This is a genomic window from Chryseobacterium sp. BLS98 (assembly GCF_001045445.1).
Classification (GTDB): domain Bacteria; phylum Bacteroidota; class Bacteroidia; order Flavobacteriales; family Weeksellaceae; genus Chryseobacterium.
Genome location: NZ_LFNF01000001.1, coordinates 336,236 through 352,419, shown reverse-complemented (window position 1 = coordinate 352,419; position 16,184 = coordinate 336,236). Strand labels below are relative to the sequence as shown.

Here is a 16,184-nt window from a genome sequence, read left to right as displayed (position 1 = left end):
AATGAAATATTTAAGATTATCCGGCCTTGAGCCCCTTATTATAACCCCGGAGAGTAATTTCATCAATGTTGGTGAAAGAACCAATGTTGCCGGATCCAAAAAATTTTTAAGACTGATAAAAGAGGAGAAATTCTCGGAAGCACTCGATATTGCCCGCCACCAGGTAGAAGGCGGTGCCCAGATTCTTGATGTGAATTTTGATGACGGACTGATTGATGGTAAAGCTTCCATGATCAAATTCCTGAACTTGATAGCCTCAGAACCGGATATTTCAAGGATCCCTATTATGATAGACTCTTCCAAATGGGAAATTCTTGAAGCCGGACTTCAGGTAGCACAGGGTAAATGCGTAGTCAATTCCATCAGCCTTAAAGGTGGTGAGGAAGAATTTATCAAACAGGCAAAAGCTGTTAAAAGATATGGTGCAGCTGTAATCGTAATGGCGTTTGACGAAACAGGCCAGGCAGACAATTATGATCGCAGACTTGAGATTTCAAAACGTTCCTATGATATCTTGGTTAATCAGGTCGGCTTCCCTGCTGAAGACATTATTTTTGACCTGAATATTTTCCCTGTGGCAACCGGAATGGAAGAGCACAGAAGAAATGCCATTGATTTCATCGAAGCCACAAGATGGGTAAGACAGAACCTTCCTTATGCTTCCGTAAGCGGTGGTGTAAGCAATGTTTCCTTTTCGTTCCGTGGTAATGATACGGTAAGAGAAGCGATGCACTCCGTATTCCTTTACCATGCTATTCAGGCGGGAATGAATATCGGAATCGTAAACCCGTCTATGCTGGAAGTATACGATGAGATCAATAAAGAACTTCTGGAGCTTGTAGAAGATGTAATCCTTGATAAAAGAGATGATGCAACAGAAAGACTTCTGGACTATTCCGAAAAGCATAAATCCGTCAAAAAAGAAATCGTTGAAGATTTAGAATGGCGGACAAGACCTTTACAGGAAAGAATTACCCATGCTTTAGTAAAAGGAATTGACCGTTTCATCGAAGAAGATGTGGAAGAAGCCAGACAACAGGCGGAAAAGCCTCTTCATGTTATTGAAATTAACCTGATGACCGGAATGGGTGTTGTAGGAGATTTATTCGGAAGCGGAAAAATGTTCCTTCCGCAGGTTGTAAAATCTGCAAGGGTAATGAAAAAGGCCGTTGCTTACCTGCAGCCTTATATTGAAGCTGAAAAAGACGGCTCAAGGCCTGCCAACGGAAAAATTCTGATGGCCACAGTAAAAGGCGATGTTCATGATATTGGTAAAAATATTGTGAGCGTTGTACTGGGCTGTAACAACTATGAGATCGTAGACCTTGGAGTAATGGTTCCGGCAGAAAAAATTATCCAGACTGCGATTGAAGAAAAAGTCGATGTTATTGGATTAAGCGGATTAATTACACCAAGTCTTGATGAGATGGTCTACATTGCTTCCGAGTTGGAAAGACAAAACCTGGATTTTCCATTATTGATCGGTGGAGCTACCACTTCAAAAGCACATACAGCCGTAAAGATTGATTTAAAATATAAAAATGCTGTAGTTCATGTAAATGATGCCTCCAGAGCGGTAAATGTAGTAAGTTCTTTATTGGGCGACAGAAATAAAGATTATGTTTCAGAACTGAAAGATGAATACTCCGATTTCCGTGAGAAATTCCTCAACAGACAGGTTGATAAAGATTATGTTTCCATTGAGGAGGCAAGGCAAAACCATTTTTCTATCGACTGGGCAAGTGAAGAAATCTTTACACCAAATAATTTAGGTGGGACTGTAATTGAAGATCAGGATTTAAGAGAATTACTTCCTTTCATAGACTGGTCACCATTCTTCAGAAGCTGGGATCTGCACGGAAAATACCCGGACATCCTGGAAGATGAGGTAGTGGGAATTCAGGCCAAAGAATTATTTAAAGATGCTCAGGTTATCCTGAAAAGAATTCTCGATGAAAAATTGTTAAAGGCAAAAGCAGTTTTCGGGATTTTCAAAGCGAACTCCAATGAAACGGATGATATTATAATCTTTGACGAAAATAATCAGGAACAGGCAAAATTCCTGACGTTAAGGCAGCAGGCTCAAAGATCCAAAGGAAAAGATTATCTGGCATTAAGTGATTTCATCGCTCCGCAAAATTCCGGAAAGACAGATTATGTAGGAGCATTCTGTGTGACTACGGGCTTCGGAACAGATGAACTTTCAGAAGAATATGAAAAAGCCAATGACGATTACAACGCCATCATGGTAAAAGCCCTGGCCGACAGATTTGCAGAAGCTTATGCAGAATTTTTACATAAAAAAGTAAGAACAGAATACTGGGGCTATGCCAACCAGGAAAATTTAAGCAATGAAGAACTCATCGCAGAAAAATACAAAGGAATTCGTCCTGCACCGGGATATCCTGCATGTCCTGATCATCTGGAAAAGAAAACCATCTGGGATCTTTTGAAAGTAGAAGAAAATACCGGCGTTTTCCTTACTGAAAGCCTGGCCATGTTTCCTACAGCATCAGTTTCCGGATATTATTTTGGGAGTCCCCATGCCAAATATTTCGGTCTTGGAAGAATTACCGAAGATCAGTTGAAAGATTATGCACAGAGAAGAGGCTGTAGTATTCAGGAAGCTAGAAAGTGGCTGTCTCCTAATCTGGCAGATTAAAAGCATCAGCTCCTATTAAAGCTAAAAATAATAATTAAACTATAAAATGAAGATCACCGAACATATTAAAAACGCAAATGGTAAGACCCTGTTCTCCTTAGAAGTGGTTCCGCCTCAAAAGGGAATCGGAATTGAAGATCTCTACACGAATATAGATCCGCTCATGGAATTTAAGCCTCCTTTTATAGATGTGACGACCTCTAGAGAAGAATATATTTACATTGACAAAGGTAACGGGCTGATGGAACGCCGTATCACCAGAATGCGTCCCGGAACCTTAGGGATCTGTGCGGCCATTCAGCATAAATATAATGTAGATACTGTTCCGCACTTACTTTGCGGAGGATTTACCAAAGAAGAAACAGAATATCTTCTGGTAGACTGTATGTACCTGGGAATAGATAATATTATGGCTTTAAGAGGTGATGCGATGAAAGGACATCAGTACTTTGAGCCTACACCGGGAGGTCATGCCAGTGCAATGGATCTTGTTCACCAGATCAATGATCTGGGAAGAGGAAAATACCTTCACAATGATGAGACAGCCTGTGATGAACTTAATAAATTCTGCATTGGTGTAGCCGGTTATCCCGAAAAGCATATGGAAGCCCCTTCCATGAATTATGACCTGAAATGGCTCAAGCAAAAAGTAGATGCCGGAGCAGACTATATCGTTACACAGATGTTTTTTGATAATAAAAGGTTTATAGAATTTGTGACAAAAGCCAGAGAAATGGGTATTACCGTTCCTATCATACCAGGGATCAAGCCGATTGCAACGAAAAAGCACCTCAAAATTCTTCCGCAGGTATTCAAAATAGATCTTCCTGAAGAACTTATCAACGAGGTGGAAAATGCTAAGAACAATGAAGCTGTAAAGCAGATCGGGATAGAATGGGCCATTACCCAATGCAAGGAACTTTTGAATTTTGGAGTTCCTGTGCTGCACTTTTACTCCATGGGGAAAAGTGACAATATTAAAAAAGTAGCCGGTGAGCTATTCTAATAGAGTATCAATGAAAGGAATCCTGCTGTGAGACAGCAGGATTTTTTTATTTTACAGGAAAGGATGTCTCTCAAATTCCTTGTTGCGGTCAAATAAATACCGGTAGGTAGTTAATTTCCTGGTTATAGTAGTATCAAGACTTTCCGCTATTTTTATCATTTTTGGATTAAAGTCACCAATCCACTGAAGTTCCGTCGTTTTAAAATCCGTATGCTTTCTCAGATGTTGGGTTCCTTCCCAGATCATGTAACCATCGATTCCCTTCTTTTGCCATTCAGGAACAACACCAAATACCAACCCTATCATTTTCTCATTCTTAACGAATTGTTTTATCCATAAAAATTTCAGCTTTTCCCAAATTCCGAACTTACCGTTGAGGTATTTAAACCACTGGTTCACATCAGGAAGATTCATCCACATGGCAATAGGCTTTTCATTTTCATACACAAACCAGGAAATATGTTCGTTGATAATAGGCTTCATCGTATTGAACATTTTCAGAACCTTGTCTTCTTCAAGCTGTTTTCCTTCACCATGGGCTGCCCAGGCCTGGTTGTAAATCTCTGTGAAATCCTTTGCAAATTTAGGCAGAGCATTTTTCGTCATTGGCCTTGCAGAGATTGCAGGATTTCTGCTGTGTTTGGTATGCATGAGTGTGAAAATCCGGGAAACATCTGCGAAAATAGGCCTCGAAAAGCAAAGCTGCTCAAAATACAGTTTAAAACCATAGTTTTCAAACAGTTGCTTATAATAAGGGAAATTGTAATTCATTCCGAAAAGCGGTTCATCGAAACCTTCCGTCAGAAGTCCCCAGAACTTATCCCGTTCCCCGAAGTTAATCGGTCCGTCCATTGCTTCCATACCTCGTTTTTGAAGCCAGATTTTGCAGTGATCAAAAATAAAATCAGCCGTTTTCTGGTCATGGATACAGTCGAAAAAACCAATTCCTCCGGTTGGTTGCTTTTGTTCATAAAGATCGGAGATGAAAACCGCTACTTTTCCTACCGTTTCATTTCGTTTGTTTTTAAATAAGAATCGTGTGCATTCTCCATTCTGGAATGATCTGTTTTTCTCAGGATCAAAAATCTCTTCAATGTCTTGGTTTCGGGGTCTTATGTAGTTTTTATCTTGCCGGTAAAGTTTTGCAGGAAATTCTAAAAATTCCTTTTTCTGGGTTTCGTTCTGTACTTCTTCGACGATAATCATAGGCTAAGTTGAGAAAGGATAATGTTTTTCGTTCAAAATGAAATTAATGAACAGATTTTATCCGTATTTTTGTTGCAAATTAAATAAAAATGGTTGATTTTACCGATAACGACGATGATATTTTCACCGGAAAAGAACATACGCCTATTAGGAAAGATGCATTTGATAAATCGCCACAGGAAAAAATAGAAAAAATTACCGAACTTTTCGGTGAAATTATGCAAACGCTGGGGATGGACATGACGGATGATTCTTTGAAGGATTCACCGAGACGTGTGGCCAAAATGTACGTGAATGAAATTTTTGGAGGACTTCTTCCTGAAAACAAGCCGGGAATTTCCACTTTTTCCAATAAGTATAAATACCGCCAGATGCTGGTGGAAAAGGATATTACCGTATATTCTTTTTGTGAACACCACTTTCTGCCGATCATCGGAAGAGCCCACGTAGCCTATATTTCAAACGGTGAAGTGATTGGCCTCTCCAAGATCAACAGGATTGTGGATTATTACGCAAAAAGACCGCAGGTTCAGGAAAGACTGACTATGCAGATCGTAGACGCTCTGAAAGAAGCGCTGGGTACTAAAGATGTGGCCTGCATTATTGATGCAAAACATTTATGTGTGAACTGCAGAGGAATAAAAGATACGGCAAGTTCTACCATCACGGCAGAATTAAGCGGAATTTTCAGAACCAACCCGATCACCAGACAGGAATTCCTTCATTATGTGGGAAGTCATGCAAAACTTGATTATTAATAAAAATGAATTACCAGATCCTTAAAAATATTGTCGACGCCGAACTTCAGAGATTCGAAACCATTTCTGAGGAAGAATGGTCTTATAAACCTTCACCGGAAAAATGGTCTAAAAAAGAAATTTTAGGTCATCTTTGCGACAGCGCACTGACGAATATCCGTAGATTTGTGGTTATACAATATAAGGAGAACGACAATATTGTTTATGATCAGGATTTCTGGGTAAAAGCGCAGAATTATCAGAATGTTCCGGTTTCAGAAGTGATTACTCTTTGGAAATCTTTGAATTTTCAGATCGTTCATACTGTAGAAAATATTCCTGATGAAGCTTTGCAGAGAACCTGTGATACCACAAAAACAGTTCCTCAGACTTTCACATTAGAATATATTATTCAGGATTATATTGATCATCTGCAGTATCATTTAAAAGCTATTTAATAATGGTTATATTTAAAAAAGTTTCCAATAAAATTTTTCTTACAACAATTATCTGTTGTGGTTAAAATTATTTTAACTAATTTTTAATTCCTTAATCATTGAATCTTTTAACTTAAAAAAATGCAATTAAAACTATATAACTCCCTTACAGGAGAGAAAGAAATATTTAAACCCATTTTAGAAGGAAACGTAGGAATGTATGTCTGCGGACCTACCGTGTACAGCAATGTGCATCTGGGAAATGTAAGAACCTTCCTTTCCTTTGATTTTATCTACCGTACCCTGATGCATTTGGGGTATAAAGTAAGATATGTAAGAAATATTACCGATGCCGGGCACCTTACAGACGACGGAAATGTCGAAAATGACAGATTCGTGAAACAAACACGTCTGGAAAAGCTGGAGCCTATGGAAATTGTACAGAAGTATACCGTAGATTTCCATAAAGTATTGGAAATGTTCAACCTTCTTCCTCCCAATATTGAACCTACGGCTACGGGCCACATCGTGGAACAGATCGAGCTTACCCAAAAGCTTATAGAAAAAGGGTTTGCTTATGAAAGTAACGGTTCCGTATATTTTGACGTTCTGGAATACAATAAAAGAGGACTGAATTATGGTGAACTTTCAAAACGTAATATCGAAGAGCTTTTTGCCAATACACGTGACCTTGACGGACAAGGTGAAAAGAAAAATCCTCAGGATTTTGCCCTTTGGAAGAAAGCATCTCCCGCTCACATTATGAGATGGAATTCTCCCTGGGGCGAAGGTTTTCCGGGATGGCACCTTGAATGTACAGCTATGAGCACTAAATATTTAGGTGAAAAATTTGATATTCACGGCGGCGGAATGGATTTGAAATTCCCACACCACGAATGTGAAATTGCACAGGGAAAAGCTTGCAATGATGTTGCTCCGGTTAATTACTGGATGCACGCCAATATGCTGACAATGAATTCCCAGCGTATGAGTAAATCTACAGGAAACTATATTCTTCCTATGCAGCTGGTTACCGGAGAAAACGACTTCTTTGAAAAGCCTTTTCACCCTACTATCGTGCGTTTCTGCTTCCTGCAGGCACATTACAGAAGTGTGCTGGATATTTCCAATGATGCAATGATCGCGAGCGAAAAAGGGTTTATCAGATTAATGGAAGCCATTAAAGTATTAAACTCAGTCACTCCGGACAATGAAAAACAATCCGGTTTTGATCTTAAAGAGTGGAAGACTAAGTCCTATGATGCCCTGACCGATGATTTCAATTCTCCGATTCTTATCGCCCACTTATTTGAAGCTGTAAAATATATTTTTGCTTTAAATGATGGTAAAGAAACGATCACTGCTGGAGATCTTGAAGATTTAAAATCGACGCTGAACGCGTTTGTATTTGATGTTTTGGGACTCCAGAATATTGAAGAAAATAATAATGAGAAGCTTGACCAGACTTTGAAAGTTTTAATAGAACTGAGAAACCAGGCCAGAAAATCCAAAAACTTTGATCTTTCGGACCAGATCAGGGATAAGCTTCTTGCCGAAGGTATTGAATTAAAAGACGGAAGAGACGGAACAACTTACGTTCTGAATTAAATCTCCAATAAATAACAGGCTCCCGCCGGTTACATGGATTCTGCAGATCATCTGCTGTAATCTGTGTGGTCTGCGGGAGTTTTTTATATAAGGAATAATAGATTTCAATTGTTATTATTTTAAAGATTACATTAAATGATTGTAAATATTATGCAAATGCTAATATTTTTTTGTCATTTAATTGGTAAAATATGTAACTTAGTTATAACTAAAATGATCACGAATCTAAATTCTACATTGTATGAAGAAACATTTATTCCCTCTTTTTCTGCTTGTGCTTGGTGCGAATGTCCAGGCACAGCAGGACTTTTTTGCTATTGCCGGAAAAGATACCTCCAGCATAGTGTTTAGTGATTTCCGTGTCATGGATGCGGCAAACGGATCTTCCGGAGAGAAAGTGTTTTCGTCCGAAATGGCAGCAAAAGTATTTTCCCAGGATAGAAAAGGTTGGGTAGCGGAAGATAAAAATTCCTACAGCCATTCCCAGGCAGTGACAATGGCGGCTCTGGCCTATGACCCGTCGAACAATAACCTTGTGTATATGCCGATGTTTTCCTCAAATATTTATGTTTTGAATGCGAAAACAAAGGAAATCACTTTGGTTGAAAATACCGTTTCAAAAGTAACATCCTGTGATATCAATTCTCATATCACAAGAATGGCTACAGGATATGACGGAAATATCTATGCTCTTAATAATGCAGGAACACAGTTATTGCAGATCGGCAAAAAGGGAGATCAGTATACCGTCCGCGATCTTGGGATTATTACAGATGATGTCTCCAACGGGAAGAATTCATTCACGGCAATGGAAACCGGCTTCGGAGGTGATATGATAGCAGATGCTGAAAATAATTTTTATGTTTTTTCAGCTTCAGGAAATGTTTTTAAAGTAACGACAAAGGATTTAAAAGCAAAATTTGTAGGTAAAATTTCCGGTATCCCGGATAATTATTCAGTAAATGGGTCTGCCGTTAATTCCAAAGGAAAAGTAGTCATTGCAAGTGCTAAAGGTGATAGTTTGTATGAGGTAGATTTACAGACATTGCAGGCAAAAGCTCTTCCGGGTGGAGAAAAACCACATATTTATGATCTGGCGAGCAGGTATTTTGCCAACGACAGAACTTCTCCAGTCAATGCCCTGGCAAATATTGATATTTTTCCAACCAGGGTAAATGAGCATGTCATTAATGTTAATGTAAACGACAAATCTGTAAAAGGACATCTGAAGCTTAGTGTTTTTGATATTTCCGGAAAAAATGTGAGCAAACAGGATCTTTCTGTTAAAGATGGTTCACTCAGTCAGCAGGTGCTTCTTAAAAATTTGATAAACGGAGCTTATATTGTCAACATTGCAGATGAATCCGGCAGAGTACTATTAAGTAAAAAAATTATTGTTACCGAATAACAGCTTATATTATTGAGGTAAATTCCTTTAACTCTAATAAAATGTAAACCTTTTCAAGTTATTTTGGAAAGGTTTTTTTAATGATTATTTGATCTTCAATAAGTTTTATTTTTCGATATTAAAATGTATTTTTATAAAAAAAATATAGATGAAGCTATACTTTAATGCAGGATATAATGCAATGCCCGGACAGAATCTGCAGCTTATGATTGTGGATGGCGAAAGTGCTGTTATCCAGACTCATAACATGTTTAATGCGGAAAATGGGATTTGGAAATGTGAAGTGGATTATTTCTCAAAATCAATCTCATATAAATATCAGCTTGCCGATGAAAAAGGCAATATTCTCAGAGAAGAATTTGTGCTGCACAATCTCAATTTCTCCCACAACTACAAGGAATTTATTATTTTCGATGAATGGAACAATAAAAATTTTCCTGAAAATTATTTAAACAATAAAATTCTTTACAATAAGCTCAATCAGTTTGTTCCGGAAAAGGCTGTCATTTTAAAAAAGCATACTCATTTATTCAGAATTGAGGCACCTGTTTACAATCCGGACTGGGAAATTGCCCTGTTTGGAAGCACGGCCTCTTTAGGAAACTGGGATTACAACAAGGCGATCCGCCTTTCGCAGACAGATTTTGGAATCTGGGAGACTTCCGTTGAAATTCCTGAAAACGAATTTATTCAGTTTAAATACTGCATTTACAGTAAAAAAGAAGTAAGAATTATTGATGTGGAGACCGGTGAGAACAGGTTCACGGTTGCCAATACACTTAAAGATGTACTTCAGATTGTTTCCAACCATTACTTTAAATTTAAGTCTTACCAGATGTACCATGATGCGGGTGTGGCAGTTCCCGTATTTTCTTTAAGAAGCGAGAGCGGTTTTGGAGTAGGAGAATTTTCCGATCTTAAAAAACTGGCAGACTGGACGAAAGAAACCAATCTGGGAATTATCCAGATCCTTCCGATTAATGATACTACGGCCAACTATTCATGGACAGATTCTTACCCGTATGCCGCAGTTTCTGTTTATGCGCTGCATCCGCAGTATATTTCGCTGGAAAATCTGGATTTTGCTTTACCGGAAGAAATAGTTTCTGAGTATCAGGATGAAAAAGAAGCCTTAAATGCTCTGGACCTTATTGATTACGAAAAGATGATTTCCGGTAAATGGAAGTTTTTAAAAGCTGCTTTCAATGCAGAAAAAGAGAAAATCTATAAAGACAGGAACTTTAAGAAATTTATCAAAGACAATGATTACTGGCTGACTCCTTATGCTGCTTTCTGCGTACTCAGAGATAAATATAAAACCCCCAATTTTAACGACTGGAAAACCCACAAAAAATATATTGCAGGTAAAATATCACAGTTCTTCACTACAAAAAGTAAGGATTATGATGCTTCAATGCTCCATGCCTGGGTGCAGTATCAGCTTCATTTGCAATTAAAAGATGCTGTAGACTATACGCACAGTTTAGGAGTTTCCTTAAAAGGAGATCTTCCGATTGGCATTTACAGGTATTCCGTAGAAGCATGGACCGAACCTGAACTTTTCGGGATGGATTTCCAGGCCGGAGCACCGCCGGATCAGTTTACAGAGCTGGGTCAGAACTGGGAATTCCCTACCTACAACTGGGAAGCCATGAAAGAGGATGATTACCGCTGGTGGAAAAACAGGTTCAAAGCACTTGAACAGTATTTCGATGCCATGAGAATCGACCATATCCTAGGTTTTTTCAGGATATGGAGAATGCCGGTTTCTGCTACACAGGGAATTTTAGGGTATTTTTATCCTGCAGTTCCTGTTGTTCTGGACGAATTTAAAGCAAGGCATATTCCTTTTGATTTCAACAGGTATTGTAAACCTTTCATCAACGACAGGATTTTGTGGAACTATTTCGGAGAAGACAGCAGTAAGGTATTTGAATTTATTGACAACAATAATAATGGAACTTACTCATTCAAAGAAGAATTTGATACCCAAAGAAAACTGTCGGAATATTTCAAAAAGAATCCTAGAGGTTCTTTGGAAGATCAGCTTATTTCCTTGTGTGCCAACGTATTGTTTCTTCCTGAAGAAAGAAATGGCGAAACGGTTTATCACCCAAGATTTAATGTATTCAATACCGATTCCTATGCCCATCTTTCAGAATGGGAAAGAAAGGCGATCTATGACCTTTACCATGATTATTTCTTCAAAAGACAGGATCATCTCTGGTATGAAAAAGCAATGGAAAAACTTCCGGTTATCCTTAATGCAACAAAAATGCTCATTTGCGGAGAAGACCTGGGAATGGTTCCTGCCTGTGTTCCTGTTGTAATGGATGAGCTGGCTATTATTGCTTTAAAGGTGCAAAGGATGCCATCGGAAAATATTCCGTTTTATAACCCTAAAAAAGCTGATTATATGAATGTGGTAACCGCCTCTTCGCATGACAGCTCAACACTGAGACAATGGTGGAAAGAAGACCCTGCACTAACACAGAAATATTTTAACCAACAGCTGGTTCAGTATGGAAAAGCTCCGGATGAAATGGACTCCCATCTTGCCGAGATTATTATGAAGCAACACCTTTACACAGAAGCAATGCTGGCTGTCTTTCCGATCCAGGAATTTCTGGCTACTGACCCGGAGCTGACCAACCCGCATATGGATAACGAAAGGATCAATAATCCTGCAGTTTTCCCGCATTACTGGCGCTACAGGATGCATGTAAAGCTTGAAGATCTCAAAGAGAAAGAGTCTTTCAATCAAAAAATTGCCTATTGGATAAAAGATAGTGGAAGAATGTAAATTTAACATTTGATTATCAGTTAGTTAACTTTAAATTAAAAGAAGTTTGATCTTAGGATTTAACTTCTTTTTTGTATTGATATCCAAAAGATAGAATAGAGATATTCTGCTATATACTAACCAATTAACGACTATAGAGATGAAAAAAATATTTTTGGGATTTGCTTTGGGACTGGCAGTTTTGTCTTCCGCCCAGCAGTACCCGAATAATGGATGGGGAGATGACGGATATCAGAATGGAAATGGGTACGGAAACGACGGCTACTATAACGATGAGGATGACAGGAATTATTTCCCGGACGATTATTATTACAACTATCCTCAGGACTATTATCCAGGTGATTATTACCAGGGATATTATAACGACTACAGAAACAGTATTACCAACATCAACTGGAATGTATTCTTCAGAGATAACAGGCTGAACCGTTGGCAGATTGATCAGATCCTAAGTCTTAATAATCTGTATGTAAGTTTTTCCACATGGAATAATTTTTACAGATACAATCCGGACAGATGGTATTATGACAGATTTTATGCATTGGAAAGGATTTTAGGGCCAAGAGTATTTGTGGTTTTCCAGAACAATTATTATAGAGGAATGAGTCCGGTTGTCTACTTCCAGAACTACAGAAGAACGTATTACGCACCAAGATATGCAGTAATGCCGAGATACAGGAATGTAAATATCAATGTGTATAGAGTGGACAGATCCAGATTCCGCAGAATGGACAATCCAACCTTCAATGTAATCCGAACCAGCAGCAGATCTAACAATGGATTCAGAAATTCAGGAAGAGGAAACAGCACGGAAGGTTTCCGCGGACAAGCTGGTAACAACGGATACCGTAATGATAATAATGGAGTAAGAAATAATGATGGATTCAGAGGTAATTCTGAGAATAACGGAACCCGTGGATATGGAAATAATGGAGGTTTCAGAGGAAATAATGAAGGAAACAGAGAAAGAGTCCAGAGAGAAAATAATGGCGGTGGATTCAGAGGAAACAGTGAAGTGAACAGGGAAAGAATCCCGCAAAGAGACAATAATGGTGGTGGATTCAGAGGAAACGGCGGAGGCTTCAGATCTGAAAATTCATCTCCAAGACCGCAGCAGAATAACCGAAGCAGTGAAAACAGAGGCGGAGGTGGTTTCAGAAGCCGGCTGGTAAGCAGATAATAATTTTCATATATTATATTTAAGTGGTGTGAAGGGCAGATTTTAGGATCTGTCCTTTTTTTTATTGTTTTGATATTAAAATTTAACATTTTTTATGAATATTATCATTTAACTTATCATTTAACTGATAATCAAAAAGATGTATAACAATTAATTAAATATTTTTTAAGATGAAAAAATTAGTTTTAGCAATAACATTTATCGGAATAGGAAGTTTTGCAATGGCACAACAAACAACAACTCCACAGGACAAACAGGCAAGAAGAGCAGAGATGCAGCAAAAAATGCAGCAGAGAGAACAGGAGCATCTGGATCAGATGCAGAAAGACCTTAACCTGAACCAGTCTCAGGTAGCTCAGATAAAAAGTCTTCACGAAAAAAGAAAAACCGAAATGAAGGCCGAATTTGACAACAATAAGGAAGCCAGACAAGCCAAGATGGAAGCAATGAAAGCTAAAAAAGCACAAATGGATGCAGACATGAAGAAAATCCTGACTCCTGAACAATATGATAAATGGCAGGCTGACAGAAAAGCTAAAATGGAGCAGAGAATGGCAACAATGAAAGATAGAAAAATGATGAGAAAGCCTATGAATACTGATGCTCAGATAGCAAAATAACAATTCATAATTTTGATTTTTTAATGTGTGAAGGATGGGTTTTTTCCCATCCTTTTTGTATTAATTTTCATTAAAACTTTTGATTTCGGGCTTTTATTGCGTATTTTTGACTATAAATTTATACTTATGATCAGCGAAAAAATTGCAACATTAATTAACGAACAGATCGCTCACGAACAATATGCCGCACAATATTACCTTTCCATATCTGCTTGGTTTTCAGGAAAAGATCTTGACGGGATTGCGAATTACTTCAGGGTTCAGAGCAAGGAAGAATTGATGCACGCAGATAAAATGTTCGATTTTTTAAATGACGTAGGCGGGGAAATCATCATCGGGGAAATTGCAAAACCTCCCCATGAGTTCGAAAATGCTATCGATATTTTTGAAAAAGCACTCGAACACGAGAAAAAAGTTACCAGAAGTATTTTCAATATTGTAAAAAATGCTAACGATGAAGGAGATTTCGCAACAACTTCTTTCCTGCAGTGGTTTATTAATGAGCAGGTAGAAGAAGAGGCAAGTGCATCACAATTGGTAACCAAGATCAAGATGGTGTCTGATAACCCATCTGCATTGTATCTTTTTGATCAGGAGCTGGCTCAGAGAGTATTTGTTCCTAATCCACAGGCGTAAAATAGAATTATTTAACGATAAAGAAGGCACATAGAAATATGTGCCTTTTATTTTGCCTGGTAATCAGTTGATTTATATTACCGGCTTTCCGTCAATTTTAAACAGCTTTGCAAATTGCGAATTAATTCTATGATATAATGATTAGTCTAGTTTCTCTACAAACAAAGTCACAGAGGAGGCCACAGAAGGTACACCTCCTGATGAAGAAATATCGCCGTTCACATTTGCCGTTACTCTGTAAACTTCTTTAGTATTGTGCAGGATGATCAATGCATATCCGATATCTCTGTTATTAGGATTGATGTCTCGTGTGGCATTCCCATTTTCTCCGGTAAAGCTGTACCATGTATTGGCCAAAGAAGCCTGTCTTCCCCATTCCTCCAAAGAAGCACCGCCGCTTCCTGCTTTGTGGTATAATATTGTTACGTGATTGGCAACAGAAACATTATATTCTATGTTAGCTGCATTAGAAGAAGTTCCGTTAAACCGTAAGCTTATATTTCCGATATTTACTGTTGAATTTGTAGGAGTACTTCCATCGATAGGGGTAACTGTTTTTTTTATGTAAGTCAAAGCCTTGATATTCGGAGGTGTGGGAATTCCGAAAAATGAAAGCTCCCACAATGGGACGGCTGCATCAGACTGCTCATTTTTTATAATTTCAGCATAGCTTCCCGATGGGATGGTATAAGAAGGAGCATTACCTGCTGCCGTAATTCTTATAAGCTGGGTTCCGCCAAATCCGGATAAAGTGACATCCTGAGTAGAATTATTTTTAACATGATATATTCTTCCGGAAAAAGAATTGGTAACAGTTCCGTCAGGTAAAGTAATATTTACTGCAGATGAGCCTGTAACAGTTAAATATTGATCCTGAATAGTTAAATTAGTATTAGCTGTAATATTTTTATAAGCTCCTTCATAAGAACCTTCTACAACTAAAGTGCTGTTTGGTGTTGGTGTATTGATGCCAACCTGTGCCTTTGTGTTTGTGCTGCAAAGCAGTATTCCTAAAGTTGATAGGACTAAAATTTTCATCATAAGTGTTGGATAATAATTATTAACGATTTTTTTAATATATATGATAAAAGATCAGACTATAAAAATCTTTTTCCACTTCGTTACTGTATTTCTGCTAAGCTTGAAATGATTAGCTGTTTCAGAATTATTCATATTGTTATTTTTTTGATATCTCAAAATTCCCAGGATCGTGTTTTTGCTGTAAGATTTATATTTTTGGTTGTGTATACGACTATCTTCGCTGTCTGTTCCGAAAATTATAGCATTAAGCTTAAGTACATCAAATTCTGATAAATTATTCTTTTTTAAAATATACATGCACCTGTCTTTCTTTTCAGGATATTTTTTTGAAATTATATCCATGTATATAAGCTTATAGTTCGGGAGTTCGACTTTTTTCATTTTTATTGTTAGAATCGGGATGTTTAATTACAAGTCTTTATTTTTTGCTGTACTTAATGATCCATTTGTATAAAGTGGTTTTTGGGATTTTATAATCTTCCATTACCTGCTGCGGAGTTTTTTCACCGGTATTGATCTCATCTAAAATAAAATCTATCATCTCTTTTGTATAAATATTCTTCCGGAACTGAGGCAGAGAAGTATTTTTACTTTTAATATTTCTTTGCTCAGGTGAATATAAGATCAGATGCTGAGAATAAAGCCTGAAAAAATCGTACTGTAATAATTTACACCATTTGAGCAGATAATCAGTATTTAAGTTTTCTAGCTCAAACATCTTTTCTATTTCATTTTCATTAAGCTTGAAAAAATTACAGGTACGTTCCATAGAAATAGTAAGCTCTTTCCACCTTATTTTGATGAGTTTTCCTATATGGATGCTTTTGAGGGGGATCATTA

Annotated in this window: 14 protein-coding genes; 10 read left to right on the top strand and 4 right to left on the bottom strand. The window is 37.7% G+C overall.

All coding sequences use genetic code 11. The features are described 5' to 3' along the window. Position 1 precedes the first annotated feature (1 nt). A complete protein-coding gene (gene metH / locus ACM40_RS01575; protein WP_053077083.1) occupies positions 2-2,662 on the top strand; it encodes a methionine synthase in 2,661 nt (886 codons plus the stop codon). Between the two features lie 46 nt (positions 2,663-2,708). Further along, positions 2,709-3,668, top strand: a complete 960-nt coding sequence (gene metF, locus ACM40_RS01570; RefSeq protein ID WP_048501101.1) for a methylenetetrahydrofolate reductase [NAD(P)H] — start codon at positions 2,709-2,711, stop codon at positions 3,666-3,668. 51 nt (positions 3,669-3,719) lie between these two features. Here the strand turns inward: metF and ACM40_RS01565 are convergent, their stop codons facing one another. Then, a complete protein-coding gene (locus ACM40_RS01565) occupies positions 3,720-4,874 on the bottom strand; it encodes a hypothetical protein (RefSeq protein ID WP_048501100.1) in 1,155 nt (384 codons plus the stop codon). A gap of 89 nt (positions 4,875-4,963) precedes the next feature. Between ACM40_RS01565 and folE the strand changes: the two genes are divergently transcribed. From folE to ACM40_RS01525, 8 genes are all read left to right on the top strand, one after another. Beyond that, positions 4,964-5,632 (top strand): GTP cyclohydrolase I FolE, encoded by a 669-nt coding sequence (gene folE, locus ACM40_RS01560; protein WP_048501099.1) that lies wholly within the window; start codon positions 4,964-4,966, stop codon positions 5,630-5,632. Between the two features lie 5 nt (positions 5,633-5,637). After that, on the top strand, positions 5,638-6,069 hold the full coding sequence (locus tag ACM40_RS01555) for a DinB family protein (protein ID WP_048501098.1): 432 nt from the start codon (positions 5,638-5,640) through the stop codon (positions 6,067-6,069). A gap of 120 nt (positions 6,070-6,189) precedes the next feature. Next, positions 6,190-7,656, top strand: a complete 1,467-nt coding sequence (gene cysS, locus ACM40_RS01550; protein WP_048501097.1) for a cysteine--tRNA ligase — start codon at positions 6,190-6,192, stop codon at positions 7,654-7,656. 241 nt (positions 7,657-7,897) lie between these two features. Further along, positions 7,898-9,064: a T9SS type A sorting domain-containing protein gene (locus ACM40_RS01545; protein ID WP_048501096.1), complete on the top strand. Its 1,167-nt coding sequence runs from the start codon at positions 7,898-7,900 to the stop codon at positions 9,062-9,064. 148 nt (positions 9,065-9,212) lie between these two features. After that, positions 9,213-11,867, top strand: coding sequence for a 4-alpha-glucanotransferase (locus tag ACM40_RS01540; RefSeq protein ID WP_048501095.1), 2,655 nt, complete (start codon positions 9,213-9,215; stop codon positions 11,865-11,867). A gap of 139 nt (positions 11,868-12,006) precedes the next feature. Then, positions 12,007-13,047 carry a hypothetical protein gene (locus ACM40_RS01535; protein WP_048501094.1) on the top strand — a complete coding sequence of 347 codons (1,041 nt, stop codon included), beginning with the start codon at positions 12,007-12,009 and terminating at the stop codon, positions 13,045-13,047. Between the two features lie 170 nt (positions 13,048-13,217). Next, a complete protein-coding gene (locus ACM40_RS01530) occupies positions 13,218-13,667 on the top strand; it encodes a hypothetical protein (protein ID WP_048501093.1) in 450 nt (149 codons plus the stop codon). 126 nt (positions 13,668-13,793) lie between these two features. After that, the gene (locus ACM40_RS01525) at positions 13,794-14,303 is read left to right on the top strand and encodes a ferritin (protein ID WP_048501688.1); all 510 of its coding nucleotides are present in this window, start codon (positions 13,794-13,796) and stop codon (positions 14,301-14,303) included. Positions 14,304-14,444: 141 nt separating this feature from the next. On the opposite strand, the gene ACM40_RS01520 is transcribed toward ACM40_RS01525, so the two are convergent. Genes ACM40_RS01520 through ACM40_RS01510 form a run of 3 tightly spaced genes read right to left on the bottom strand, consistent with a single transcriptional unit; the run spans position 14,445 to position 16,182 of the window. Further along, positions 14,445-15,344: a hypothetical protein gene (locus ACM40_RS01520; protein ID WP_131705318.1), complete on the bottom strand. Its 900-nt coding sequence runs from the start codon at positions 15,342-15,344 to the stop codon at positions 14,445-14,447. 51 nt (positions 15,345-15,395) lie between these two features. Continuing rightward, complete coding sequence (locus ACM40_RS01515; RefSeq protein WP_048501091.1) at positions 15,396-15,725, bottom strand: hypothetical protein; 330 nt, start codon at positions 15,723-15,725, stop codon at positions 15,396-15,398. A 37-nt stretch (positions 15,726-15,762) separates the two neighbouring features. Then, complete coding sequence (locus ACM40_RS01510) at positions 15,763-16,182, bottom strand: hypothetical protein (RefSeq protein WP_048501090.1); 420 nt, start codon at positions 16,180-16,182, stop codon at positions 15,763-15,765. Positions 16,183-16,184: the final 2 nt, after the last annotated feature.